Here is a 25,458-nt window from a genome sequence, read left to right on the forward strand (position 1 = left end):
GCCTATTCGCGATTCCCCAGATAGACAACCTCGCGCCGGGGAAAGGCTGCTATGATGGCTGCGTTCTGCTCAGGCCCCATATCGCGCAGGAAAATCGGCTTACCCTCGGGCAGAAACGGGTCGTTGAGATAAAGCGCTGATCCGATATTGGCATTTGTCGAAACAAAAACCAGAGCATTGCTCAGCTCTGCGGCCTGTGCCTGACGCCTGATGTCGCCGGTAAAGCCACCGTACCCATCGTATTTCGAGACCCCACGCCATGAAGTGAAACTGACGACCGAGACTGCGCAAAGCAGCAAGACGATACAGTGCAGGCGACCGTGATACTGGTCCGGCAGCCGGTCTTTGACCGCCTCGATCCCAGCCGCTGAAAGAACCAGAACCGGCAAAAGTGCCGTATGCCAATAACGTGGACCCAGATAGAAGGTGCCGGTAAACCAATAGAAGAACAGCACACCCACAAGAGCTAAAAAGATCACCAACATGGCCCGGTCGAACCCGGTCAGGCGCTTGTGCCAGATGAAGACGATCCAGATCGGGACCAGCGACCCGAAGGTCCAGCCCAGAAGTTCAAGGTTGAGCGAAGCAATGCCGTTGATCAGGTTCAGCAGGCCTTCAACCGGGCTGTGGCCAACCCAGATGTCCAGCGCGCCCCAGCTTTTGGCAGGGGGTCCCACATTGGGGCCGAAACCGAACGCATTTTTCGTGTCGGGCCAGAGCCGGCTCAGGTAATCGGATTGCGGGGTCAGCAGCATATCGCCCGTGGTCCCATAATTGAGCAGCAAAAAGACGGACCCCGACACGACACCACCAACGGCGCAGGCTAGCACCTGCCCAATCCCAGCGGGCAAGCGGCGCAGCAACCACAAACCAGTCAGCCCGCCGACAATCAATCCGTCCAGTGGTCTGGTCACAAAGCCCCACCCCAACGCCAGCCCGGCAATAAACGCCAACAGGATCGCCCGCCTCGCTGAACCTTCTCCGGCCCGGATCAGACACCACCAGGCCAAAAGTATCACGACCAGCATCACGGAATGCGTCATCAGCGTGGCCCCGATAGCCAGCACCCAGGGCGAGGTCGCCATCAGCAGCGCGACCAGATCCGCGCGTTCCCTGCTGACGGTCCGGCGGACGATGTCATGGGCTAGCCAGACCGATATTCCGGTCAGGATCGGATTGATCACCCAGGGTGCCCCGATCAAAACTCCAAGGCTCAGAACAATGGCCCAGCCTTGTGCCGGGACACTGATCCATTTTCCCTCGTGCACTTCGAGAAGATAATATTCCAGTGCGGGTTGTGCGGCCTCGGGCGGGACCGGAGCCCAGAGCGTACCAGCCGCGAAGGTCCGTGCCTGAAAGAGATAGGCCAGTTCATCCTCGACATGGGGAACACGGTCGAACGCCGTCCAAGCAAGGACGGCACTGGCCACTGCCGCAAAAACCGCCAGAGCAGCCACCGGGATATGCGGCATGCGATCAGGACCTGCCACGGCGAACATGGCGACCAGCGTGGCCATCTGAACAAGAGATAATGCACCGCCGACACCGATCTGCAGTCCGAAGGCCATGTAATAGCCGTAGGCCACATAAGGTGTTGCGGACAGGCAGAAAACCGCGACCAGAACCATCAAAAGAAACAGGCGAACAATCCCAGCCCTAGCGAAAAGACCCCTGACAGCCTCCCGGCCTGCAGGACGCATCAGAACAACACCCGTCAGTACCGCCTGCCCGGCCAGTATCATCAGCATGATCAGGTTTTCAGGCGGGTCGGCGGAAATCTCAAGCCGCGGAAACCAGAGCGGTTGTGTCAACCACAACCGGGCGGAACTTCCCAGCAAAACCAGAGCGGCCAACGCCCCGAACCAAGATAATCCGCGCGACCAGAAGACACCGATCAGAACCGCTGCGGCCGCAGCCATAACCGTAAACCACAGACGCAACTCGGCCAGCGTGGCATTGGAGACGGGCGCATCTGCGGCCCAGGCTGGGCCTGCACAGGCGCAGAGCACAAGAGCAAGGCAGCGCCATTGCCACCGGTTTGTCTGTGCGATCATGCCAGATGCTCTTCTCTGGCCAGAGCCGGGTCCCGCGCGGGACCTTCGATATTGATACGTTCCTGCTCGGTCACAATAGGCCCGCCGCGCACCTGATTGTGAATCGAGGTGATGTATTCCCCCAGCATTCCGATGAACAGCATCTGAATGCCCGACAGGAAGAACAGGGATACGATGATGGTCGTCGTCCCGCGCGGTGCCTGATCGGGATTGACGAAAAACAACACCACAGAGATGAGCGAGAACAGGATACAGGCAATCGCAATCACCAGCCCGCTGATCGTGCAGAACCGCATCGGGGCTCGCGTGAAAGAGAAGATCGCGTTCAACGCCTGATCGATCAGCGCCATCAGGCTGTGCTTTGACAGCCCCTTTGCACGGGCTTTCCAGACATAGGGTTTGATGATCCGGCGGAAACCGCAGCTTGCGATGATACCACGGATGTAGGGGTAGTGATCCTTGTGCGCCAGCACCGCCTTCAGAACTTTGCGGTCGATCAGTTGGAACTCTCCGACCGACGGTTCCAGCCAGACATCCGACAGACCATTGACGATCCGGTAGAAAAGGCCGCGTGCATTGCGCATCACGAACCCTTCTTCGCGGGTGCTGCGGGCACCGGCCACCACGTCATAACCGTTTTCCCACAGCTCGACGAATTCCGGGATCAGCTCGGGCGGATCCTGCAGGTCTACCGGCAACATGACGACGATGCCGTCGCCGGTCGCGTAGCGCAGTCCGTTGAAGGTTGATCGAAACACCCCGAAATTTCGGGCGTTGACCACCACCTTCACGTCCTGATCCTGTGCGGCAATCTCGCGCAGGATGTCCACGGTTCGGTCCGAAGAGGCATTATCGATGAAAATATGCTCGCGCCTGTAGCTCGGCAGTTCCTTATCGAAAATCGCCTTCACGGTCTCATAACAATTCGCCACGTTGTCTTCTTCATTGAAGCATGGCGAAACAATGGAAATTGTTTTCATAGCTTTATTTAACATCAAACAGCACCACTTACCCCACCAATACCCGGGTATACTCATACCATCCCGCGAAGTTCGGGATTCGCACAACACTTAACCTGCAGGAATATCATGAAATAACGTGCACTCACGCCAACATGGAAAGCCAAATCCGCCTTTCCTGCAAAACAATGCCGTATCGCCATTGTTTCCCTTACATTTACACCGTTTAGTATGTCCGTAGATTGTAGACAGACGAACATTCATATGAACCGCAAAATCCGTAACTCACTTTTTAAGATACATACCTGGATGGGTCTGCATCTGTCGCTTTTCTTCGTGTTCATGTTTCTGACCGGCACGCTGCTTGTCGCCGGGTTCGAGCTTGAATCGGTCGGTCGCCCGAACATCTGGACTACCGCCGCCAAGGAAGATCGCACCGCCAGCTTCGGCATGATGTATGACGGCATCAAAGAGGCCCACCCCGAAAGCGGCGTTTTCGTGATGATCAAACGCCCGGCCCCATGGTTCGCGGACCGTACCTTTGGCCGCACCGGATGGGGCGAGAACGTGAGTTTCTGGACAGACCCCGCCACCGGAGCGGTTGTGGGCGAAACGCGCCCCAATGGGTTTCGCGATATCCTACGCGACTTGCATGACACGTTTCTGACTGAAAACCGGATCATCTTCATTCTGGTTAGCGCCACTTCGATACCATTGCTGTTTCAGATCATCAGCGGTCTCATTACGTATCGACGTTTCTGGAAAGGGTTCTTCCGCTGGCCCAGCAGCGCAGGAGGATTGCGGCCCTGGGCTGGCAGTGCGCACCGGCTGACCGCCATCTGGTCGGCCCCGGTGGTGATTTTGATTGCCGTGACAAGCTTTTATTTCCTGCTGGGCGGTTTGGGGTTTGACGGCACCTACCCGGAACCAAAACCGCCTGTCACCCGTGACACTGCCTTGCCCGCGAATTTCGGTCCGGCTCTGATCGACCAAGCCGCAGCGCGCGCCCGTGACGCTCTGCCTGGGTTCGAGCCGACAGTTATGCTCGTTCCGGACAAGAAAACCGGCAGCCTTGGTTTCTCGGGCCCGCTGAACGGCGTTCCGGAATTCTTTGGAACCGGAAATGTGTCGATCGACCCCGTGACGCTGGAGGTTCTGGGCGCATTCACCCCGGGTGAGATCGGTGGGCTTGCCTATTTGAAATCCCTGATGGACGCACTCCATTTCGGCACCTGGGGTGGCGTAGCTTCGATGGCGCTCTGGATTGTGTTTGGGCTGGTCTTGACGGGTGTTGCCTTTACCGGCGCTCTGATCTTTGCGGCGCGACTGGCCCCGGAGGCTGCGCAATATGGTCCGATCAGACGTATCTGGCGCGGCATAGGGTGGACCAGATGGGCCTATCTGCTGTTGCTGGCCGGCATTCTGTTAACGGCGTTTACCCGCTTCGGCCCCGGCTCTCATGACAAAACCCGGGCGTTCCCGGTCGACGCACCAGTCTCGGTTGCCAGATTGATCATGCAGGCACCGCTCAGGCGTGACACTCCCCTTGATGTCGAATTACGGATCGGTGATCCAGATGTCAGCGCTGCTCGGGTTGAGATCAACGATGGCGAGGTCCAACAAATCGATGTTACGTCAAACGGCAAAAGGGCCAGTGCTCATTTCCAGATGACCCCTTCGGATGCGGAGAACACTATTATCGCCCGATTGCAAAATCCGGATGGAACAGAAAATACAGTCACTTTCAGGCTGGGTCGCCCCCTGTGGTAAGCGAGGCTCCGCCCCCCCTGATCAACCGGGATACACAACCCGCCGGGTTATGTATCTTGCAAACCTGTTCGTTCTTTTCCTTCGGGGGTGGCATTCAACGCCATATCAATGACCTCAGCACCTCGCTGATGGCACATGGACATAAGGTCATCAAAGCCGGAACTCCCGGGAAAACAAGTGCCCCGGAGGATGGCAGCCTGTTTTTGCCCTTGCGGTTCGACCGTGTCAGCGATCACGCTGCCAACGGCCAGCTTGGTCTTGTGACGCGGCTTTACTGGCTGGCACGCTCGGCTCTGACCCTGCGGCGGGCGCTCAAAGCACATAAGGTCGATATCATCCATGCGCATGAAACTGCCCCGCTTCTGACAGCCCGTCTGGCCAGTCTGGGAATGGGAATTCCCATTGTGATGACCTATCACGGCTCGTCGCCCGACCGTCTCAACGCAGTGGCCCGCGCGTGCCGGCAGCAAGCCGATCTGGCGATCTGCCCCAGCGAAACGGTTATGCAATCCCTGTTGGAGCGCCACGTCGATCCCGACAAGGCGCGGGTGATGCTTTTGGGTGTCCGGCCCAACCCACCAGCCGACCCTGACGCCGCAGCAGCCCTGCGGCGGGACCTGCTGGGCAAAGACGGGACACATCTGGTTCTGTCACTGTCCCGTCTGGATCATCAAAAAGGCCTCGATGCGATGATTGAGGTGGCCCGGCGCGCGCGGCAGGATCTGCCCGGCCTGCGGATTGTTGTCGGGGGCGAAGGCGTGCTGCGCGGTCAGGTCGAAGCCTGGGCCGAAGAAGCCGGAGTTTCAGACATCATCCGTTTTCCCGGAGTGATCTCGGATGTCGCCACTTATCTCGCAGCCTCTGATCTTTATATGCTGACCTCCCGGTGGGAGGCCCTGCCGATTTCAATTGTCGAGGCCTTCCGCGCCGGGTTGCCGGTGATCGCCACCGATTGCGGCGGTGTGCGTGAATTGGTGGACGGCGATGTCGGACGCCTGTGTGCGGTCGATGATCTTGATGCCCTGTCTCAAGCGTTGCACGATCTTTGCACTGACCGCGCCGAATATGACCGGCTGAGTGCCAATGCCACGGCCCGTGGTGCGGAAGACAGGTTTTTGCCGGCCCATGTCCATAGCGGGTTTGAAAAGCTGTATCGGCAAATGGCCGGGCGGGGATAACCCCCGGTTAGTCCGCCGCGCCGTTCTCAAAAGCACCCGCATCCAAGGCACGGGCCAGATCAGCCCGCCCTGCACGATGCGCGGCCTGCGCAAAGGCCGCGCCAAACCGGCCCAGTACCTGATCTTCGCGCCAGAGTGTTTCAAACCCCTGTCGCGCCGCTGCGGCCATCTGATCCCGCGCGGCGCCTCCGTCCTGAAAACGGCGCATCGCCGCGATCAGGTCATCCTCGGTTTCGAACAGCTCCCCGCCCCCTGCCCGTTCGACGATCTCGGGGAACGGGCCCAGACGCCGGGCAATCACCGGTGTGCCTAGACGGAAGCTTTCGATCAGGATGATGCCGAAGGTCTCATAACAGACCGAAGGTACAATCAAACCCAGTGCGCCACGATAGTAAGCATTCAACTCGTCAGGCGTCTTGCGGCCCAGGAATTTGATCTGGTCATTGCCTGCGGCCTGTGCCTTCAGCTCATCCGCGTAATCGCCATCGCCCAGAATCAGCAGGTCCGCGTCGGGATAGCGGTCAAAGGCCGGGAAGACATCCTGCAACCCCTTGATCTTTTCCAACCGCCCAACAAACAGGAAATAAGGGCGGTCATGCGCCGCCGGTTCCGGCAAGGCACTCTGATCAAGGTCGGGCAGGAAATAGGGCAGTACCTGCATGTCTTGCCGCAAGCCAAACTCGCGATGTTTGGCGCGGCTGAATTCGCTTTTGGCGATGATCAGATCCATGTGATCCAGCGCTCGGTCCAGCGCCCCGGTATACCGCCACAGCTGCGGTGGCCGTTTGTGCTGCAACACGCAGCGCAGGCACTGGCGGTCATCGCACAGCTCACGCCCATGCCGCCACAACACATGGGTCGGGCAGACCAGCCAATGCTCATGCGCTTCATAGATCTTCAGCCCTTCGCCCATCGGCAACAGGCCGGGCCCGCCAATCAGCGAAGTGTTGTTGTGCCAGATGATATCCGGTTGCCGTTCGGTCAGGATCTGGCGAATGCGCGCGCCATGAACCACCGGGCGGCCCATCTGTTGGGTCAACAGGTTCGACATCATGCCATTGCGGCTGCGCAACCCGATCCGTCGTACCCCGTCGGGGGGGGCTTCAGGCTGTGGTTTGCCGCCGAGGATCAGATAGCTGTCCTCGTCATGCACTACCGTCACATCGTGGCCCCGCGCCACAAGCGCTCGGGCCATGCGCTGAATGCCAATGGCATCACCGCCAAAGGAGTAGGGGGGATAAAACGTGGTGAACATCAAAATGCGCAAAGACTTCATCTATCTCTCAATCCCCTGAGTATCAGCTGCAGGCAGGGGCCCTGCTTGCGGCCCAAGCATCGTAATCAGCAGGCGCAACCTGTCCCGTTGGAACAGAAACGCCAGCAAACCATAGGTCAGGACGCCCACCACCGTGCCGACCAGTAAAAACAACGCCGGGGGCAGGCCCTCCAGTTGCCACACCCCCCCCTGCACTACCGCCACCATCCCGCCCGACAGCAAAAGCGGCGCAAGATGCAGCCGCATCAAAGCCGGGCCGGACAGCTTTGCGATATGCCCCAGATTGGCGAATTTGAGCGGCCAGATCAGCAGGAAAACAGCCACAAAACCGGCTGTGACGACCGGCAAGCCATACGGGGCCAGTGCCACGATCGCGGCGGCTGCCAGCGCCACCTCGACCCAGGACAGAACCGCCAGACGTCCGGCCTGCCCCGCCGCCAGACAAAAGGTCTGCTGCACCTTTTCAGCGCATAGATAGATACCAAACACTGACATCAGGCTCAGGACCGGAGCCGCCGGAGCCCATTTCTGACCGAACAGCAAAACCAGCGCCGGTTCCGACAGAACCGCCAACCCGGCAAAGGCTGGAAAGGCCAGAAACCCGGTCAGGCGCATAACGTCCATCAGCAAATCCGTCGCCTGACTTCCATCGCGTGCTGCTGCACCAAAGGCAGGCTGCGCCACGGTGCGCAGCGGCGTGATAATCAGGAACGAGGCGGTCTCGATCACGCGCCAGGCAATTGCATAATACCCCGCCGGCACCGGCCCCAGCATCGCGCCGATGATAACCGCTGGTGACTGCACCGCAGCCAGTTCGGCCGCGCGCAGGCCCAGAATCCGATGGCTGAAATGCAAAACCCTGCGCATGTGATCCCGCGACGCATGGAACGCCGGGCGCCAGGATACCGCGCCCCATGCCATCACAATGTTTGTGGCCGTCATCGCCAGTCGCTGGCCGACCAAGCTCCAGACGCCGTATCCCGCCAATGCCATGCCAATGCCCACAACCCCGCCGACCGCCGCGCCGAGCGCTGCGCGGATGGCCAGAACACGGAACCGCATTTCCCGGCGCAGGATCGCCACCGGCACCGCCGTCAGTGAAATCATCAACACCGTTGGAGACAATCCAATCAACAATTCACGCGCAATCGGCTCATTGTAGAAATTTGAGACCGGCCCCGCCCCCAGATACAGCGCGACCGTCAACACGCCTCCCAGCAGCGCCAACAGCCAGAAAACCGAGTTCAACCGCTCTGGTGACAGCGCCTCATGGGTCAGCAGAATGTCGGAGATCGTTTCGCGTACCAGGAATTCGGAAAACAGTACAAAGGCTGCAACCATCGCCAGAAGACCAAAGGCCTCGACCCCTAAAATACGGGCAAGAATGGCAAAAATGATGAAGTTGAACGCCTGCTCAACCCAGATACCAGCCGACATCCAGGCAACTCCGCTGCTGAAACTCTGCCGCCCTGACACCCGTTTCCTTCCTATTGCCCGAACCCCGCCAAGTACCGATGGACACATGGCTCAAACACTCAAACCTACTGCGCGCAGTATACGTAATTACAAACTTGACGCCTTAACGGTCGAATTTGGTCAAATTTATTGTCTATGTTCAGTCTGTACGTGTTCGAATACTATACGCAATACAGGGAATTATGCCCGTCACGTTCCACCCCCTGCGCGAGTTTGGCAGCAGGGTCCGGGACAGGGATTATTGAGTGAATAAAAGGTTTTCATTTTCATGAACAAAGTCGCAGAGCCGATGGAAACGAACAGCACCACATCCGAAGAGCTGATCGCATCGGAAACCGCCGGCATGAGCCTGAGCGTGGTCATCCCCGCGTTCAACGAAGAAAACGCCGTGCGCCACACGGTCGAGGATGTGCGCACCCATCTCGAACCCTTGGGCATTCCTTACGAGATCATCGTGGTGGACGATGCCAGCCAGGATAATACCCGCGCCGAGGCCGAGGCCAGCGGAGCCACCGTCACCTTCAACGACGTGAATTCAGGCTACGGCGCCAGCCTCAAGCGTGGCGTGCGGATGGCGCAGCATGAATATGTCGCCATTCTGGACGCCGACAGCACTTATCCCGCACGCTATCTGCCGGGAATGCTGGCGATGTGCCGCAATCAGGACATGGTGGTGGGCGACCGGGGGTCGGCGATGAAGAACGTGCCGCTTCTGCGCAGACCGGCCAAGAAGTTCCTGTTCGCCTTTGCGTCGTTCCTGGCCGAGCGCAAGATCAACGATCTGAACTCGGGCCTGCGCGTGTTCCGCAAATCCGAGCTGATCCCGTTCCTGCCGCTGCTGCCGCAGAACTTCTCGTTCACCACCACGATCACGCTGTGCATGACCTCGAATGGCAAGCGGATGATCTATACGCCGATCGAATATGGCAAACGGGTGGGCAAGTCGAAAATCCGGCCGATTGATTTCCTGAACTTCATAATCCTGATCCTGCGCATCAGCACGCTGTTCAATCCGCTGCGCGTGTTCATCCCGCTGGGTCTGGCGTTTTTCACATTGGGCACAGTAAAATTCATTATCGACATGTTCTACTGGAACCTCAGTGAAACGGCGGTGTTCTCGTTCCTGGCGGCGATCATGATCTGGTCGCTGGGGCTGATCGCCGACATGATCTCGCGGCTGCATCTGAGACCGTGAGGCGCGCAGCAGCATGCTTTCCGATCCGCACCGACAGTGTCAGGTGATTCAGTTGCTTGGTTCGGGTTGGTTCTGACCATGTCCGGGATGCGGTTCAGCACCCCGGCAAGTTCCCAGAAGGAAGAGTGCAAGTGACGGATGTTTCCCGACCCAATGGCGACAAGCCTGAAATCATCATCCTCGGCGCCGGACCGGCTGGTCTGGCCGCTGCCCATGCCCTCACCGGGCAGGCCAAGGTCACCGTGATCGAACGTGCGCCTGTTGCGGGCGGCAATTCGGCCTCGTTCCCGGTCGAAGGCGTGATCTGCGACTATGGCTCGCACCGGTTTCATCCGGCGGCCGAGCCCGAGGTTCTGGCCGATGTAAAAGCCCTGCTGGGAGACGACTTGCTGCTGCGCCCGCGCCATGGGCGCATCCGGCTGGGCGGCAAATGGATTCACTTTCCGCTGAAATTGACCGATGCGCTGTTACGCCTGCCCAAACCCTTTGCCGCGTCGCTGATCGGGGACATGGCGCTGAAGCCCTTCCGCAAAAAAAGCGAAGGCCCCGAAACGTTCTCGACCGTGCTCTATGACGGGCTGGGACCGACGATTTCGGACAATTTCTATTTCCCTTACGTACGCAAGCTGTGGGGTCTGGATCCGGACAAGCTGGCGGTGAAACTGGCGGAACGGCGGGTGGGCAGCGGCTCGGTCGGCAAGATCCTGATGAAGATGCTGCGCCTGCTGCCGGGGCTGCGCAGCGAAACGGCGGGTCGGTTCTTTTATCCGCGCAAAGGGTTTGGGCAGATCTCGGACGCGATGCGGAACAGTGCGGAAAGCAAAGGTGCCAGCTTTCTGTTCAACACTGAAATCACCGCCATCGATAGGGACGGCAACCGCATCACCGGGTTGACGATCCGCGACGAAGATGGCGAGCGGAAACTGACCGGCGATCTGATCCTGTCGACCATCCCGCTGACCGGGCTGACGCGCCTGATCGGCGACGCTCCGGCCGAGGTGGTCGAAGCCGCCCGCGCGATCCGGTTCCGGGGCATGATCCTGCTGTACCTGGTGCTTGAGACCGACCAGTTCACCGAGTTCGATGCGCATTACTTCCCCGAACTGTCGATCCCGATCAGCCGCATGTCAGAGCCCAAGAACTATAACGCCAGTGGCGAGCCGAAGGGCGTCACTGTTCTGTGTGCCGAGCTGCCCTGCGACCCGGATGAAAAATGGTGGTCCATGTCCGACGAGGAACTGGGGCAGGAATTCACCAAATGGCTGGGCCAGCTGGGCTTGCCCGTCACGGTACCGGTGCGCCGCTGCGAAACCCGACGGCTGAGCCATGCCTATCCGGTTTACGATGTGGGCTATGAAGAGCGGTTTGATACGGTGGATCAATGGCTCTCAGATATGGACGGATTGCTCGTATTTGGACGGCAGGGCCTTTTTGCGCACGATAATACGCACCACGCTTTTGCCATGGCCTATGGCGCGGCGGATTGCATTGACGGCAAGGGCCATGTCGACCGCGCGAAATGGAACAAATACCGCGAGGTCTTTGCCACCCATGTGGTGGAAGACTGATCCATGTCCGCCTGGCAGGCCGATATCCTGATGTATCATTCGATCTCGGATGCGCCGGGGCCGACCTCGATTGCACCCGAGGTGTTCAAAGCCCAGATGCAGGCGCTTGCGGACTCGGGCCTGCCGGTGGTCACACCTGATGCGCTGGCCAACCCGCCTGCCCCGCGCGTGGTTATCATCAGCTTCGATGACGGGTTCGAAGATTTCGCCGACACTGCCTGGCCGATCCTGCGCGATCATAATTTCACCCCGATCGTCTATCTGCCCTCGGGTCGGATGGGCGGCAGTGACAGCTGGGCCGGGGGCAACATCCCCACCCGCCCCCTGATGGATTGGGACAGGATCGAAACCCTGGCAGGGGAAGGCGTTTGTTTTGGAGCGCATAGTGTCAGCCACCCAGATCTGTCGACGCTGGATGCAGAGGCGTTGGAAGAAGAAGTCACCGGATCCGGGCAGGATATAGCTGCCCGGCTTGGCCAGCCTATCCGGCATTTCGCACCGCCCTATGGCGCGTCGAACAGCAGCGTGCTCAGGCAGATCGCGTTGCATTACGACACCTCGGTCGGCACAAGGCTGGGTGTCGCCGGACCGAAAGATGACATCCACGACCTGCCCCGGCTCGAGATGTTCTATTTCACCGACATCGCCCGCTGGCAGGCGCATCTTGCCGGGCGCGGCGGGCCCTATCTTGCGGCGCGCAAAATGATGCGTGTTTTGCGCAGCGGGCTGAGCAAGGTGCTGCCCCTTAACTGACAATCAGGATTAGGGCGCAAGCGTTCCGATCCGGTGGGCATTTGCCATCACACTGAATGTAATTGTCGTCGCCGGGATGGTTGGCAGTACAGAGGCATCAACGACGTGAATGCGCGTCGCGCCATGCGGACGGCCCAGAACGTCGCTTTCACCAAGGCTAGTACTATCTGACATCGGCAGATCACCCCCAACGTGGAAACTGGCCCCCGGTGCCCCGAATCGCGCTGCAAAAGACAGGTTGGTCAGGCCAAGCACCCGCAATGCCCGGCCATAGCGCGCAAGTGCTGCGCGCATTGTGCCTTCGGTTTGCGGGTTTTTGATCAGTTCGGGGCGTAGCCGTCCATCCTCGGACAGATGCAGGGCTATTTCATGAGAATGATCGGAATGCAGGAAAACCTGCGCCACGATCAGACGCCGGGCCAGCGCCTCAAGCAGCGGTCCGCAGCCAAGGAGCCGGCGACCATAGTTCTGTTTCAGATCGCGGGCATAGTATTCGTTCCAGGTATAGACCTGCGCATGGATCAGTTGCCGCGACACGGAAGGGTCATCCAGTTCGGCAAAAAGCTGCGGCAGCGTCTGATAGGGCAAAACATCGGGCCGCCTTGGCGCGCGCCAATGATGCAGCATCGGCAGGAAAGCCTGCTGGCTGTCCTTCAATGTCAGCGTCTTGCCCTGAAGGCCGGGCGAGGCCAACAGAATGCGCGCGCTTTCCAGCACCCCGGCGGCCAGAAACACCCGCCCGCCCCGGATGTCGCTGCCATCTTCCAGCGTGACGACAACTTCGTCGCCTTCCTCGCGAACCTGCCGCACCACATGATCCGCACGGTAGGTAAAGCCTGGCTCTGCCTGCAACGCCATACACGTCTGTCTTGCAGACCAGATCAACGACCAGGGGCACCCGTGCAGACACAATCCACAGGTCTGGCATCCCGGTCCAACCGCCTGACGTGCAAGGCCAACATGCATCCCAGCCCCCTGCAATGCCTTCGCCTTCTGCCTGGAACGGGCAAGCAGCATCTCGGCCTGTGCGGTTGGTGGAACAGGTGTTCGACCAGTCATGTCGCAGGCAGGAAAGAGATTCTGCAGCTCGTCCTTTTGCCCGGACACCGGCATTATTTCCGCAACCGCTTTGTAATGTGGGGCAAGATCGTCGGCTGTTATGGGCCAGTCTTCGATATCCGCCTGCCGATAGGGCAGAACCGCCGCACCCCAGACATTCGATAATCCACCCGCCGCACGCGAGGCGCGCAATGCGAACCATTCCGCCCCCTCCGCCAGAGTATGGGCAGGTGGGGACAACGCGTAACCTGTCCCATAGCGCCACACCTCGCCCTGCGGGGCCTGAAACTGAGGCTCCATCCAGGCTGTACGCGCCTCGGCGTTCCAGTTTTCGGCGCGGGTTTGGGACATCTGCTGCACCCGGTCCGTGATCCCGGGTTCCGGGGTGCCGCCGGCATCCAGCATCGTGACTGTCCGCCCCCGCGCCAATAATGCGCGGGCCACGGCAACCCCCGCCGGACCAGATCCTATGACAAGGTCGCTCACTGCGCCTTTACTGCCCGGACCAGAACCAGCATTTCATAGTTGGGGTCATGAGTGGACAGTTCTTCTGGCGCAATTTCGCTGGCCCCAAGGCCGTGCAGGTTGCAGATGCAGGTAAAGACATTGCCAACGGTCGACACCTCGACATTCTCTGCCGGAAAAACAGCCCGGAACAGGTGACGCTTGGACTGGCTGGTGAAATGCCAGTATTCGCCCCAATCATCCACGCCTTCGCGCCGCGCCACCCGGGTCATCCCGTGCGAGGTACACAGCACCACGCCGCCGGGTTTCAGAATGCGTTCGAGCGTGGCGATCGCTTTGCCCACCTCAAAGATCATCTGCAGGGTCTGCGTGATGATGATGCAGTCAAAACTGTTGTCTGGAATATGCGGCGCATCGGTGATATCAGCCACGATGGTGGCTTGCGGATTGCCTTCGACATAGCTCAGCACATCCGCTTGCGTGACCCGATCACCGCCGAATTTCTTGATATAGGCCGGATCACCGAATTCCAGAACCCGGCCACGGATGTCGTCGCTGTGGTTTTGCAGGAATTCTTCCATGTAATAGCGTTCGATGGTCAGCAGGTCGCGATCCTGCCCGAACACAGCACTGATCGGCGACAGCCGCCGCAGCCCGCCGAAATCCACCGCCCCCACGGGGGTCGATTGCAGCTTGTGCAACCGTTGTTGTTTACGGATCCATTTGCGCAGCCGTTCCGGCAGCAGCACGGTCGCGGTGTCACGCACCAGCTTTTCAACTCTTTGTCCCGGTGTCATCGTGATTGGCTCTTCATGCGTAGGCTTTGGCGCGTTTCTCGGCCATGATATCGGCGATGATATCGTCCAGCGTGCGTGCCGGGCTGAACCCGGTAAACCGCCGCAGCTTTGAGACATCGGGCAGGCGGCGGGCCATGTCTTCGAACCCTTCCGGATAGACCTCTTCATAGGGCACCAGACGGATTTCGGACGCAGACCCCGTCGCGGCAATCACCTTTTCGGCCAACCCGCGGATCGTCACTTCCTGCTCACCACCGATATTGAAGACCTGACCCCGGGCTTCGGGCACATCAAGCAGGCGTACGAGCGCCTCTATCACATCGGCCACATGGCTGAAGCAGCGCGATTGCTCACCGGTGCCATGAACCTGAATTGGCTGACCCGCCAACGCTGCTTCAATGAAGTTCGGAACAACCATGCCATAGCGCCCGGTCTGGCGCGGACCGGTTGTGTTGAAAAAGCGCAGCACGACCACTGGCAGGTCAACCTCACGCGCATAGGCCAGAGCCATGAACTCATCCAATGTCTTGGCGCAGGCATAAGACCAGCGCAGAACGCTGGTCGCGCCGATCGTCAGGTCGTCATCCTCGTTGAACGGGAATTTTGATGCCTTCCCATAGACCTCGGAACTGGAGGCAATGAAAACCAGGGGTTTGTGGCGCAGGGCGGCCCGCAATACGTTCTGCGTGCCGTCGACATTGGTCGCAATCGACTGGCTGGGCTGATCCATGATCAGCTTCACCCCGACGGCGGCGGCCATGTGAAACACCGCGTCGGCTGCACCAACCAGCTGTTCGACCAGATCCGAATCCAAAACGCTGCCTTCAACAAAGCGAAAGGCGGAATGATCCTGAACAGAGGACAGGTTTTGCAGCGATCCGGTGGATAAATCATCTAGCACCGTCACCTCATGCCCATTGCCAATCAGACGCTCGGCCAGATGTGACCCGATAAAACCGGCCCCGCCTGTGATCAATATTTGCATGAAAAACCCTCGTACCAACAGAATCCACTCTAATGCCACAGGCTTAGCATAGGGATCTGTGGCCACCAAATGGTAGATACCGCTATGGTGCGCGGACAGGCCGGGCCTGCACAGTTTTGGAAAAAGGGCTGAATTGTTGCACATCGCATTAAGAATGTTGAACCTGCGGACATGACCGAAAAACACCTGGAACCCCGCCCCGGCGACGGTCTTGCAGGCCAGCGCGTGATTGTGACCGGCGCAACCGGCTTTATCGGCCAACGCCTGATCGATGCACTGCTGACGCTGGGATGTGACGTGACCGTATTGCTACGCACGCGCCACGGGGCTGCCGCGTTGGAACAGGCCGGAGCAAAGACACTGCTTTGCCCGCTGCACCCCGGCCCGACCCTGACGCAGGCGTTGGGCGGCACGACGGCTCTGTTTCATCTGGCCTATGATTTCCGGGCCTCCGGCGCAGAAAACCTCGCAGCTTTTGACGCACTCATCAAAGCCGCCGAAGAGGGGTCTTGCAAACGTATCGTGCATCTGAGTTCTGCTGTGGTCTATGACAGCTGGCCCAACGGACCGATCAACGAACGCAGCCCTATCACTCCAGAGGGTACGCAAAGCTATCGCGGTGCCAAAATAGCAATGGAACAGAGACTATTACGGGGGAAATGCGACGCCGCCATATTGCAGCCAACCATCGTCTACGGACCCGGCAGCGCGCTCTGGACCAATACGCCATTGGCGATGATGCGCCGGGGCGGCATCATCCTGCCCGACCCGCCCGGACAATGCCCGGCTGTGCATGTCGATGACGCGGTACAGGCCGCCCTGCACGCGGCCTCATCGCCACAGACCGGGGTTGATCGATACCTGATCAGCGGGCCGGATACGCTGGGGTGGAAGGCGTTTTTCGAAGGCTATGCCCAGCTTGCCGGGTGCGGAGAGGTTCGGGTTGATCCAGCCGCAAACCCGACCCCTGCCCCACCGCCCAATAGCAGCACGCCCGCGGGCCCCTCTCTGGCGGGGCAACTCAGCGCGCACCTGCGCCGCCTTGTCGGGCGCCGCCGGGTTGAGGCCGCCGCGGACTGGGCACGGTCTGTTCAGGCCCGGCTGGCAAAACCCCGGCCCGTGATGCCTGACATGGCGGGGCGCAGGCTTTTTGCCGGTCAGCCAGAGGTTTCAACCCGACATGCACAGGATCAGATCGGCTATGTGCCCCGCGTCTCCTTCGCTGAATGGATCGAGCACATGCGAAAACAATCGACGCCCTGATTGAAGACTGCCTTGTTTTTGGAAACACCCATTCCGGGTCTTTGCCGGGAACGACAAATTAGTTGGCTTCGTTCCCGATCTGCCCTATCCGATGAAGAGAGAAGGTTTCCAATCTGCTAAGCTAATTTTAATTCAGTGTGACTTTGTACGATCAGGATAGATTATGAACTACGAAACCTCGCACCATCAGTCCCTCAAGCAGCTTATCGCGGCGCGCGATGCGCGGGTTGCCGTGGTTGGGCTGGGCTATGTCGGTCTGCCGCTGGCGCTGACGGCTTATGATAAGGGGTTCGACACCACCGGCGTTGACCTCAACCCCGATCGGGTGGCGCGGATCAATCAGGGCGATCAGGTCATCTCGTACCTGGAACAGGACCGGATCGCGCAGGCGGTGGCCAGCGGCAAATTCCGTGCGACGCAGAACGCCGCAGCACTTGCCGAGGCCGATATCATCCTGATCTGTGTGCCGACTCCGCTGACCGACGCACAGGACCCGGACATGCGTTTTGTCTCGGCTGCCGCGCAAACCATCGCACAGCATCTGCGCCCCGGTCAGATGGTGGTACTGGAAAGCAGCGTCTGGCCCGGTGCCACGACGACACTGGTTCAGCCGATCCTCGAAGCGGGCGGTCTGCGGGCGGGTTCCGATTTCTTCTTGGCCTTCTCGCCCGAGCGCGAAGACCCCGGCAATGACAAGTTTGACACGCACAGCATTCCCAAGGTGGTCGGTGCCGACGATCCGCAATCGCGGCAACTGGTCGAGGATTTCTATCGCGCCATCGTCACCAGCGCCGTGCCGGTGAGCTCGGCCGCCACAGCCGAGGCTGTGAAGCTGGTCGAAAACAGCTTTCGCACCGTCAATATTGCGCTGGTCAACGAGTTGAAGACTGCGCTTGAAGCAATGGACGTGGATGTCTGGGAAGTGATCGAAGCTGCGGCGACCAAGCCGTTTGGCTTCATGCCCTTCTATCCCGGTCCTGGAATTGGTGGGGCCTGCATCCCGGTGTCTCCGGCCTATCTGGCCTGGCGCGCCGCGGATGCAGGATCTGATACGCCGCTGATCAATCTGGCCCGAACCAGCAATGACGCGGTGCCCGAGATGCTGGCGGCACGGATGGCGGCAGAACTGGCCGCGCGCAACGGGTCCGCGCTGGCGGAAACCGGGCAGCCTCTGACCGGACAGCGCATCCTGCTGATGGGCATCGCCTATAAGCGCGATGTCGAGGATACCCGCCGCAGCCCGGCGCTGGTGTTACTGGACGAGCTGGAGAAGCTGGGCGCCGAGGTTGACTATCACGATCCGTATTTCCCGCGCCTGCCCGAAGGCGGCGAATACCCGCAACTGGCGGGCCGGACCTCGCAGCCGCTGACGGCGGACAACTTGAAACGTTACGCCGCCGTAGCTGTAATCACCGACCACAGCGCGCCGGATTACGATCTGGTTGCGCGCGAGGCGGCGCTGGTCTTCGACACGCGCAACGTTTTTGAAAAGCAGGGGATCAAGGTGACGGACGGGCGTTTGGTCAAGATGTGACCCCCAAAAAACCTCTGATCATTCAATGGCCAAAACGAACGCGCGTTTGCCATTCCATCCAAATGATCGCGGATTGACAGAACTGTGCCATAGGCGGACCTTTGCACATTTTCAGGGGTCCTCGGCGTTCTATATTGCTGTAACAAAAGTTTTAAGGAACTATCTGCTCAGACATATTCATGTCTCAATAAATTATAAGCAGTGTTGCGCGAGTAGTGGAGCAAAGCTCCGTCAGGTAAAAATAACCAAATTTTAACCCTTAGTGGTCCAAAGTTTTGCCATGATTTCATCGCGGAATCATTTTGGGTATTTGCCCAATGGCATAGCTGCACCCGCTCGGGGACTAGCCAGACCAAGACCAGAGCTGGAGGACTTGGAGAACATGATCGGAGTTATCGGAATAGCCATTCTTGTCGGCCTGTGCGCCGCTGGGATTGCTTTGTTCTCCGGCGCGTCCATTCTTATGGTACTGGGCAGCTACATCCTCTTTGGCTGGCTCTTCATCATTGCTGCCCTCATCGTTGTTATCGCGGTCAAAATCGTGAAGAGACGCGTGCAGAAACAAAACCCTGCTTATTCCAGCTAAGCGTTTAGTCCCGCCCGGCGACCCGCTTGGCCACATAGCCCAGAAATGCCCGTTGCGGTTTCCTGATCTGTGGGCGCCCCGATGCGGCCCAATAAGCCAACCAATCCGCCTCCAGCGCATAGACATCGCGGCCCGGCGCCATAGCCCGGGCTTCTTCCAGCGCCTCTGAGGGCAAGATCGGCTTGTCCGGTCCCTCGACCACCTGACCGCGGCGGGTAAAGCGGATCAGGTCGCCGGGCTCTTCGGTCATCTCATAATCGGGCAGATGATCGGCCGCGATCATGTCGCGGATCATCTTACGGAACACCCGCCGGGGTGAGGCCGAGCCCGACTTCTTCAGCAGCACCTCGACCGAAATCCGCCATTCGGGCTGGCGGCCACAATGCTTACGCGCCAGTTCATAGATCCGACGCTCAAGCGGTTTGCGCAGACGGAAATAGTCGCGGCTGAGGGTCAGAACCGATTTCGCCAGCACCGCCCGAAACAGCCAGTCCGACAGTTTCACGCTGACGCTGACCATCCGGCCCGCCCGGGTATGGCGGACGATCTCCCAGCTTTCGATCAGACCGAACCCAGTGGTGGTCTCTTTCTCACCGGTGACGATGTTGGTGGTAATCCTTGTACCGGCCAGCCGCTCGAACGCCTCGCGCAGACGCTTGTAACCGTCACCGCTGGTTTCGCGGTTGGTGGCCACCAGCAGATCATGCGCCTTCAGATGTAACACCCGGCTGACGGTCCGGCCCGCATTGATCGCCGCCATCAGCTGACTGATACAGAAGATCAGGATGTCCTTGTCGTGGATCGTTGCCAAACCACGCACCGACGGCGTCACAGTAATCTCGACCCCGTTATGTTCGTAATTCAGAATCCGCCGGTCCGGCCGGGTCGAGAGCGAAAACATCGGATGCTCCATCGACCCCATATCTGTCTTGGGCAGCGCATCGAAGATATCGCATACAAAAAAATCGCCCGTTGGGTGCCGGTCAGGCAACAACGCCCCTGACCCGCTCATACTGCCCTGCCCATATGTCCTGCCCGAATCTTTGTTCGTGGTTTTATTGACGCTTACCGTAGAGTTATCCACAGGAAGCGTAAAGCCGCCGGAACGTGGGTTCAGAGTCACTGCAACGTGGGTTCAGAGTCACCCTATCGTGGGATCAGATTCACTAGTGAACTCAAGAATCGCAGAAATCTATTTCTTTTCTTATAGTTACAAGAACTAAAATTCAGCTGTAACTATTAAATAACAGGATTCTAACTGGATATTTTTTTACCTCACTCTCAAAAGCAGCGTTTCAAAGGTATTTACCCCTTATTTTTGCTTAGAAAATTCGGTTTTGTGCTCACAATGCTTCCATATGCTTCATTTTGCGGTATATTGCCAAAAACATAGCACATGGGCAGATTTTCAATGCGAGCAGCACCGTCCGAAGGGCTTCCCCCCTATTTCAATATCGATCCTGATCTGGCCCATGCTGAGTTGGGCGAACCAACCGGAACCCATGAGTTCTCGCAGATTGCAGATGCCTGCGCCCGAGGGCGGGCAGATCTGGCAAACCGGGGTCTTGAAGAAGATGGACAGAAAAAACTGCGCCTGTTTTCAACTTGGGAAATCACCAAATATCTGATCCCTGTTGCCCCCGCCCATTTTCGACGGGTGTTAAAGAGCAACCCGGATTTACCACAGGGACAGTCCGAGACGGAAGGTGGCGCCAAGTGGTTCACCCTGGATGAGGTTCTGCGGCTGCGCACACATTTTGCATCAGAAGGATCCAAAGCAAAAGAATACCGTCCCTACCGACCCAAAGGGTTGCCGGCCAAGATTGTCTCGGTGGCCAATTTCAAAGGCGGCGTCGGCAAGACCTCGACCTGCGCGCATCTTGCAATGTCTGCCGCTTTGGACGGCTACAAGGTACTGGTCATTGATCTGGACAGCCAGGGCTCGATGACGTCGATCTTCGGCGGCAAGGTCAGCGATGAATGGCAGACGGTATTTCCCCTGCTCGCCCGTCATTACGCCACCCATCTGCGCCGCGACAATCAGGGGCGGCTTGACCGGGGTGAAGCGCCGCATCCGATTGACGATACCCTGTCCGAGGCGCTGAAAACCCGCAACAGCGACCTGATCCAGGCCACTCATTGGCCGAATATCGATCTGATCGGCGCTCAGCTGAACCTCTACTGGGCCGAGTTTCAAATTCCGGTCTGGCGGATGCAAGGCCGCAGCTGGAAGCTGTGGGATGCACTGACCGACACGCTGGACGAGGATGGGGTGCTGGACGACTATGACATCATCTTCATCGATACCCCCCCTGCCCTCGGCTATCTGACGATCAACGGGCTGGCGGCCTCGGACATCCTGCTGGTGCCCATGGGGGCCTCGTTTCTGGAATTCGACTCCACCGGTCGGTTCTTCGACATGCTGCATTCAACGTTCCAGTCCATTGAGGATGGAGAGAACATGGCCGCCCGCGCGCTTGGACGGCCCGAGATGGCGTTTCAGTGGGACGCGGTGCGCACAATCATCACCCGCTATGACGGCAGCCAGCAGGCCGAGCTGGCGGGATTGATGCAAGCCTATCTGGGCCGCACCCTGTCGCCACACTGGCAGGGCTACACGGCGCTGATTGGTCAGGCCGGGGAACAAGTCAACGGCATCTACGAGGCGGATTACCGCGATTTCAACCGCGAGACCTATGTGCGCGGGCGAGAAACCTTTGATGCCACCTATGCTTCGTTCAAGAAGCTGTTGATTGGCGTTTGGCGGGGTGAAGAGCGGGCCCAGCAGGCCGAAGAGGCGGGAACACCGGAATTGTCGCTCTGAGTGCGATGTTTCGCGCGCGAAACACGTCTTCTATGACTCGAAACAGAGTCTGATCCGAGCAGGAAAAGGAAAAAGTGATGGCTAAACGCAAACGACTGACCCCAGCCCGGCCGGATTATCTGGAAGACAATCGCCCTGCCCCCGGGTTGAACCCCATGTCCCCCGCTGAGACACCCCGCGCCGCGCCGCCGGTTGCACAGGTGGCCGGGGCCACGGCTGCCCAGGCCGCTTTGGAAGAGCTGTCCGGAGAATTGCGTGCCGCCCGGGCCGAAGGTCGTTTGGTGCAGGACCTGCCGCTGGACGCCATCGAGGAGACCTATCTGGTGCGTGATCGGTTGGCGGCTGATGACGCGGATATGGAGGCGCTGAAGGAAAGCCTGAAGGCACGCGGGCAGCAAACACCGATCGAGGTCGTGGAATTGACCGAAGGGCAGTATGGCCTGATCTCGGGTTGGCGGCGCATGACTGCGCTGCGGGCGCTGGTACAGGAGACGGGTGAGGCGCGCTTTGCAACTGTGCGCGCGTTCCTCAGGCAGCCGCAGAGCGCATCAGACGCTTACGTTGCCATGGTCGAGGAAAACGAAATCCGCGTCGGGCTGAGTTATTACGAGCGTGCCCGGATCGTGGCACGCGCAGCGGAGCAGGGGGTTTACCCGGATGAAGCCGCTGCCCTGCGCGGGCTGTTTGCATCGGCCAGCCGGGCCAAACGTTCCAAGATCGGCTCGTTCATCGCGATCTATCACGCGCTGGATGATCATCTACAGTTCCCTTCGGCCATTCCTGAACGATTGGGGCTGTCGATAACCAAGGTCCTGAAGGACGATCCAAAGGCGGTATCTGCGCTTATCAAAACGCTGGGTAAAGTCGGGGCCGAGACATCGGATGCAGAGTTGTCTGCCCTGACACAGGCAGTGAATAGCAGCAGCTCAGAACGCGGGAATTCATCTTTATCAGAGTCTGATACATCCCCTAAAGAGACAATAGGAAACATTCAGCTGAAGCCGAACCGGAACGGAACGCAGATCATTCTTTCCGGTCGGGGAATGTCTGAAGCATTCCTGGCGGACCTGCGGGCTTGGTTACAATCCCGCGACAGCTAATGTTTCGCGCGCGAAACACTGGTCAGGGTATGGTCTGAGCCTCGGTTGTATCCCATTCCTTTCCATTGAAGCGTTCGACAGCAACAGCGTTATACTCGAACCTGCCAAGACGCTGCGCATAGTGGCATCGCCCGTCGATTGGAATGCCCGGATCCTCAAGCGTGAAGACAGCCAACTTTTCCCGGCCATCACCATTTTCCAGTCGAAAGCGCGTGGCGGCACCTGCAAGGGGCAGAACCTCGCAGGCGGGGCGTTGCCAGACAAGCATGTCTTCGGTTCGACACAGTGCTTCATCATGTCCGACATCGATACAATCGACCTGCTCTTTCAGGCCGGATGAAGATTCTAAACAGACGTGAATGGTGTGGCCGTCGTGAAAGACCGCGCCTGGTTCCGGAAAGGCAGGGCACGGTATGGGGCTGTCAGCGACAAAGACCGGCTCCATCGGGCGACCATAAAGCTCGGTGAAGATACCCGGCATTGGGTTGTTACGATGAAAGACGGTCCATCCCAGAAGTCCACCCCAACTGAGTTCGGGATAGCTCAGCCCGCCCGAGATGCGAAAGTTAGTGCCATCAAAACCTGGGGTTTCTGAGACTTGTTCAAAGATTGCATGCGCGGCTGTGGTGTCGCGCCGCCCGGTTTCCACTTGGTCCATCCAGACGATGAGACTCAGCGCTACTGAGACAGCCACGAGACCTGCGGCGCTGCCTTTGAGCAGCGTACCAATGACAGAGCCGCGTTGCCACCAGCCGCATAACTGGCCGGAACAGACCAGAACGGAGAATATCGCGAAAGGCAGATAGGCCACCACGCGCCCTGGCATCCAGAGGCTTGTATACGCAAACCATGCGATCACCGGCAGAATGAAGAGACCCGCAAAGGCGCCCAATGCCACCCGCACCGCAGGGACAAGACCAGCTGTCCGCAAAGCGCAGAGCGCCGCCCATCCGGATGCCAACAGTGTCATTGCCAGAGTGGCTGCGTAAATCAGTTGAATAATCCAGGGGGTGTATTGCAACCCGCCTGAGTGCAATCGTTTCCAGAAGGATGGCAATGCCGCCAGTTTTTGCAGGATCTGGTCCGAGCCTGGTTGGCTGAAACGGGTGGCTTCTCCGATATGGGAGCTCAGGCCTACAGCGATCCGCCACTCCAGCAGATAGACGAGAATGGCACAGACAGACCCAACCAAGGCTATTAGGACAGCCCGCGTAACGATTTTCGGGGTAGACTTGTCATACCGCATGATCTGCAGTGCGATGAATAGGGCTCCGAATGGGGCGAATGGCTGATAGATCGCGCAGGAAAAAGCCAACATTTGTATTGCGAGAAAGGCGCGGGCAAACCAGCCGAAACCGATTGGTCGTTCGGCAAGATACCAGAAGATGCGGTACGCCTGCAGAGACAGTGCGAGTGCCAGTGGAAACGCGAAGACGTGCGACGAGAAATTCAGCGCATCGATCATGTAGAGGTGGCAAATGCTCAGACTGAAAATCACGGTCGCGGCGAGTGGGGCTTGGGGCTCATCGATGACGATGCGTGCCAGGACCCATGAAATCCAGAACAGGCAAACAAAGGCGAGAGGGGCCTGAATGGGCGTCAGGAACCGCTCTCCCATCACAAAGACATAAAGCGCTTCCATTGCCCACCTGCCTTCTTCGGTGGTCCAGTTTAGGGGCATACCACCTGCGGGTGCCCCCTGAAGTTGTCGCCAGTCATCGGGATTGTACCCGTCCAGAAGCATCCCTGGCAGTGTGGCAATACAGAAGACAACCGCGCTTATCACCAAGGACTGCAAGACGGTCAGATTGAAATTCTTGAACACAAAAATACTCCGAACCCACTCAATCAATTCGCAGCCTATTGCCAGGATATGCGCTTGAGAAGCTTTGGTTTCCTAAGACTCATTTTGCCGTATGTATCTTACGATAATTTCAGTTCTGTTTCGATCACGCGATCAATGGGAGTAAGCCGGGCTTGTTTCTTTACGAAACCAAAAAAACTGATACGCATCTGGAGTTGTTCACGCTTTTTTGGGACTCATAGGTTAGGTGTACCGGTAAAAGCTACAACGCTACCCCAACAAGTCAGCCGCCGGATTCTCAGCAATGTCGACATCGTCATAATATTTCTGGGCCTGCGCCATGGATCGATGCAACGACAAGCGCATGGCAGCCTGGATCGGGGCACCGTCCAGTGCGGCCTGGGTTAGGAACCCAGAACGCAGACCGTGCGGCGAGGCGAAGTCCTCAGGCAACTCTGCCAACTGGAGGCGATGTTTGACGATCTGATAGATAGCGTCCGGCGAAAGCCGACGTTTCAGCACACGATCCGCCTTTGAGACTGGTCTGAACAGCGGCCCGTTCATAATCTGTCCAACCTCGATCCAATGGACCAGCGCCTGAGCTGCGCGGCCTTTCAGCACCAGCCGCGGCGTTTCACCTTTGGTTGTCGTTTTCGTTTCCAGCAGTGAAATCCAAACCAGGCTTTTCTCGTCGAACTCCTTCAGCGAAACGTCTTCAAACATCAACCCGGTGATCTCGGAGCGCCGTCTACCACCAGAAGCCCAACCCAGCATCAAGATGGCGCGGTCGCGGCAATCCCGCCGGGACCCCC

General features: G+C 58.8%; 20 protein-coding genes. 10 read left to right on the forward strand and 10 right to left on the reverse strand.

Annotated elements, in window-relative coordinates:
• Window positions 1-2 precede the first annotated feature (2 nt).
• Both GS630_RS21385 and GS630_RS21390 read right to left on the reverse strand, forming a co-directional pair.
• Window positions 3-2,054: a glycosyltransferase family 39 protein gene (locus tag GS630_RS21385; RefSeq protein ID WP_171621442.1), complete on the reverse strand. Its 2,052-nt coding sequence runs from the start codon at window positions 2,052-2,054 to the stop codon at window positions 3-5.
• Window positions 2,051-3,091: a glycosyltransferase gene (locus tag GS630_RS21390; RefSeq protein WP_371809154.1), complete on the reverse strand. Its 1,041-nt coding sequence runs from the start codon at window positions 3,089-3,091 to the stop codon at window positions 2,051-2,053. The genes GS630_RS21385 and GS630_RS21390 overlap by 4 nt, the downstream gene beginning before the upstream one ends.
• Window positions 3,092-3,277: 186 nt before the next feature.
• On the opposite strand from GS630_RS21390, the gene GS630_RS21395 reads away from it, so the two are divergent.
• The gene (locus GS630_RS21395; protein ID WP_171621440.1) at window positions 3,278-4,783 is read left to right on the forward strand and encodes a PepSY domain-containing protein; all 1,506 of its coding nucleotides are present in this window, start codon (window positions 3,278-3,280) and stop codon (window positions 4,781-4,783) included.
• Window positions 4,777-5,961 (forward strand): glycosyltransferase family 4 protein, encoded by a 1,185-nt coding sequence (locus GS630_RS21400; RefSeq protein WP_371809155.1) that lies wholly within the window; start codon window positions 4,777-4,779, stop codon window positions 5,959-5,961. Before GS630_RS21395 ends, GS630_RS21400 begins: the two co-directional genes overlap by 7 nt.
• Window positions 5,962-5,968: 7 nt before the next feature.
• Here the strand turns inward: GS630_RS21400 and GS630_RS21405 are convergent, their stop codons facing one another.
• Both GS630_RS21405 and GS630_RS21410 read right to left on the reverse strand, forming a co-directional pair.
• Entirely contained in the window at window positions 5,969-7,237 is a 1,269-nt protein-coding gene (locus GS630_RS21405; protein ID WP_171621438.1) for a glycosyltransferase, read from the reverse strand.
• A complete protein-coding gene (locus GS630_RS21410) occupies window positions 7,238-8,674 on the reverse strand; it encodes a lipopolysaccharide biosynthesis protein (protein ID WP_171621437.1) in 1,437 nt (478 codons plus the stop codon).
• Window positions 8,675-8,981: 307 nt separating this feature from the next.
• On the opposite strand from GS630_RS21410, the gene GS630_RS21415 reads away from it, so the two are divergent.
• The 3 genes from GS630_RS21415 (at window position 8,982) to GS630_RS21425 (ending at window position 12,229) form a co-directional block, all read left to right on the forward strand.
• The gene (locus tag GS630_RS21415) at window positions 8,982-9,908 is read left to right on the forward strand and encodes a glycosyltransferase family 2 protein (protein ID WP_171621436.1); all 927 of its coding nucleotides are present in this window, start codon (window positions 8,982-8,984) and stop codon (window positions 9,906-9,908) included.
• 131 nt (window positions 9,909-10,039) lie between these two features.
• The gene (locus GS630_RS21420; protein ID WP_171621435.1) at window positions 10,040-11,476 is read left to right on the forward strand and encodes an FAD-dependent oxidoreductase; all 1,437 of its coding nucleotides are present in this window, start codon (window positions 10,040-10,042) and stop codon (window positions 11,474-11,476) included.
• A 3-nt stretch (window positions 11,477-11,479) separates the two neighbouring features.
• Complete coding sequence (locus GS630_RS21425) at window positions 11,480-12,229, forward strand: polysaccharide deacetylase family protein (RefSeq protein WP_171621434.1); 750 nt, start codon at window positions 11,480-11,482, stop codon at window positions 12,227-12,229.
• Window positions 12,230-12,238: 9 nt separating this feature from the next.
• Here GS630_RS21425 and GS630_RS22695 read toward each other — a convergent pair whose 3' ends face one another.
• The 3 genes from GS630_RS22695 to GS630_RS21440 are packed head-to-tail and all read right to left on the reverse strand — an operon-like array spanning window position 12,239 to window position 15,535.
• Complete coding sequence (locus GS630_RS22695) at window positions 12,239-13,732, reverse strand: GMC oxidoreductase (RefSeq protein ID WP_171621433.1); 1,494 nt, start codon at window positions 13,730-13,732, stop codon at window positions 12,239-12,241.
• 38 nt (window positions 13,733-13,770) lie between these two features.
• Window positions 13,771-14,550, reverse strand: coding sequence for a methyltransferase domain-containing protein (locus tag GS630_RS21435; protein WP_171621432.1), 780 nt, complete (start codon window positions 14,548-14,550; stop codon window positions 13,771-13,773).
• Window positions 14,551-14,563: 13 nt separating this feature from the next.
• A complete protein-coding gene (locus GS630_RS21440) occupies window positions 14,564-15,535 on the reverse strand; it encodes an NAD(P)-dependent oxidoreductase (RefSeq protein WP_171621431.1) in 972 nt (323 codons plus the stop codon).
• Window positions 15,536-15,706: 171 nt separating this feature from the next.
• Here GS630_RS21440 and GS630_RS21445 point away from each other — a divergent pair, with 171 nt between their 5' ends.
• The 3 genes from GS630_RS21445 to GS630_RS21455 all read left to right on the forward strand — a co-directional run bounded on the left by GS630_RS21445 (window position 15,707) and on the right by GS630_RS21455 (window position 18,918).
• Window positions 15,707-16,798, forward strand: a complete 1,092-nt coding sequence (locus tag GS630_RS21445; protein ID WP_171621430.1) for an NAD(P)-dependent oxidoreductase — start codon at window positions 15,707-15,709, stop codon at window positions 16,796-16,798.
• Between the two features lie 163 nt (window positions 16,799-16,961).
• A complete protein-coding gene (locus GS630_RS21450) occupies window positions 16,962-18,332 on the forward strand; it encodes a nucleotide sugar dehydrogenase (protein ID WP_171621429.1) in 1,371 nt (456 codons plus the stop codon).
• A gap of 382 nt (window positions 18,333-18,714) precedes the next feature.
• The gene (locus GS630_RS21455; RefSeq protein WP_171621428.1) at window positions 18,715-18,918 is read left to right on the forward strand and encodes a hypothetical protein; all 204 of its coding nucleotides are present in this window, start codon (window positions 18,715-18,717) and stop codon (window positions 18,916-18,918) included.
• Between the two features lie 4 nt (window positions 18,919-18,922).
• On the opposite strand, the gene GS630_RS21460 is transcribed toward GS630_RS21455, so the two are convergent.
• Complete coding sequence (locus GS630_RS21460; protein ID WP_171621427.1) at window positions 18,923-19,930, reverse strand: replication initiator protein A; 1,008 nt, start codon at window positions 19,928-19,930, stop codon at window positions 18,923-18,925.
• A gap of 399 nt (window positions 19,931-20,329) precedes the next feature.
• Between GS630_RS21460 and GS630_RS21465 the strand changes: the two genes are divergently transcribed.
• Entirely contained in the window at window positions 20,330-21,742 is a 1,413-nt protein-coding gene (locus GS630_RS21465) for an AAA family ATPase (protein WP_253285960.1), read from the forward strand.
• A gap of 77 nt (window positions 21,743-21,819) precedes the next feature.
• The gene (locus GS630_RS21470; RefSeq protein WP_171621425.1) at window positions 21,820-22,842 is read left to right on the forward strand and encodes a ParB N-terminal domain-containing protein; all 1,023 of its coding nucleotides are present in this window, start codon (window positions 21,820-21,822) and stop codon (window positions 22,840-22,842) included.
• A gap of 22 nt (window positions 22,843-22,864) precedes the next feature.
• Here the strand turns inward: GS630_RS21470 and GS630_RS21475 are convergent, their stop codons facing one another.
• Together GS630_RS21475 and GS630_RS21480 are read right to left on the reverse strand one after the other, a co-directional pair.
• On the reverse strand, window positions 22,865-24,667 hold the full coding sequence (locus GS630_RS21475) for a hypothetical protein (RefSeq protein ID WP_171621424.1): 1,803 nt from the start codon (window positions 24,665-24,667) through the stop codon (window positions 22,865-22,867).
• A gap of 249 nt (window positions 24,668-24,916) precedes the next feature.
• Window positions 24,917-25,458 (reverse strand): tyrosine-type recombinase/integrase (locus GS630_RS21480; protein WP_171656719.1); only part of this gene is annotated, 542 nt, incomplete at its 5' end.

It is taken from the genome of Ruegeria sp. HKCCD7303, assembly GCF_013111185.1.
Taxonomy (GTDB): Bacteria; Pseudomonadota; Alphaproteobacteria; order Rhodobacterales; family Rhodobacteraceae; genus Ruegeria.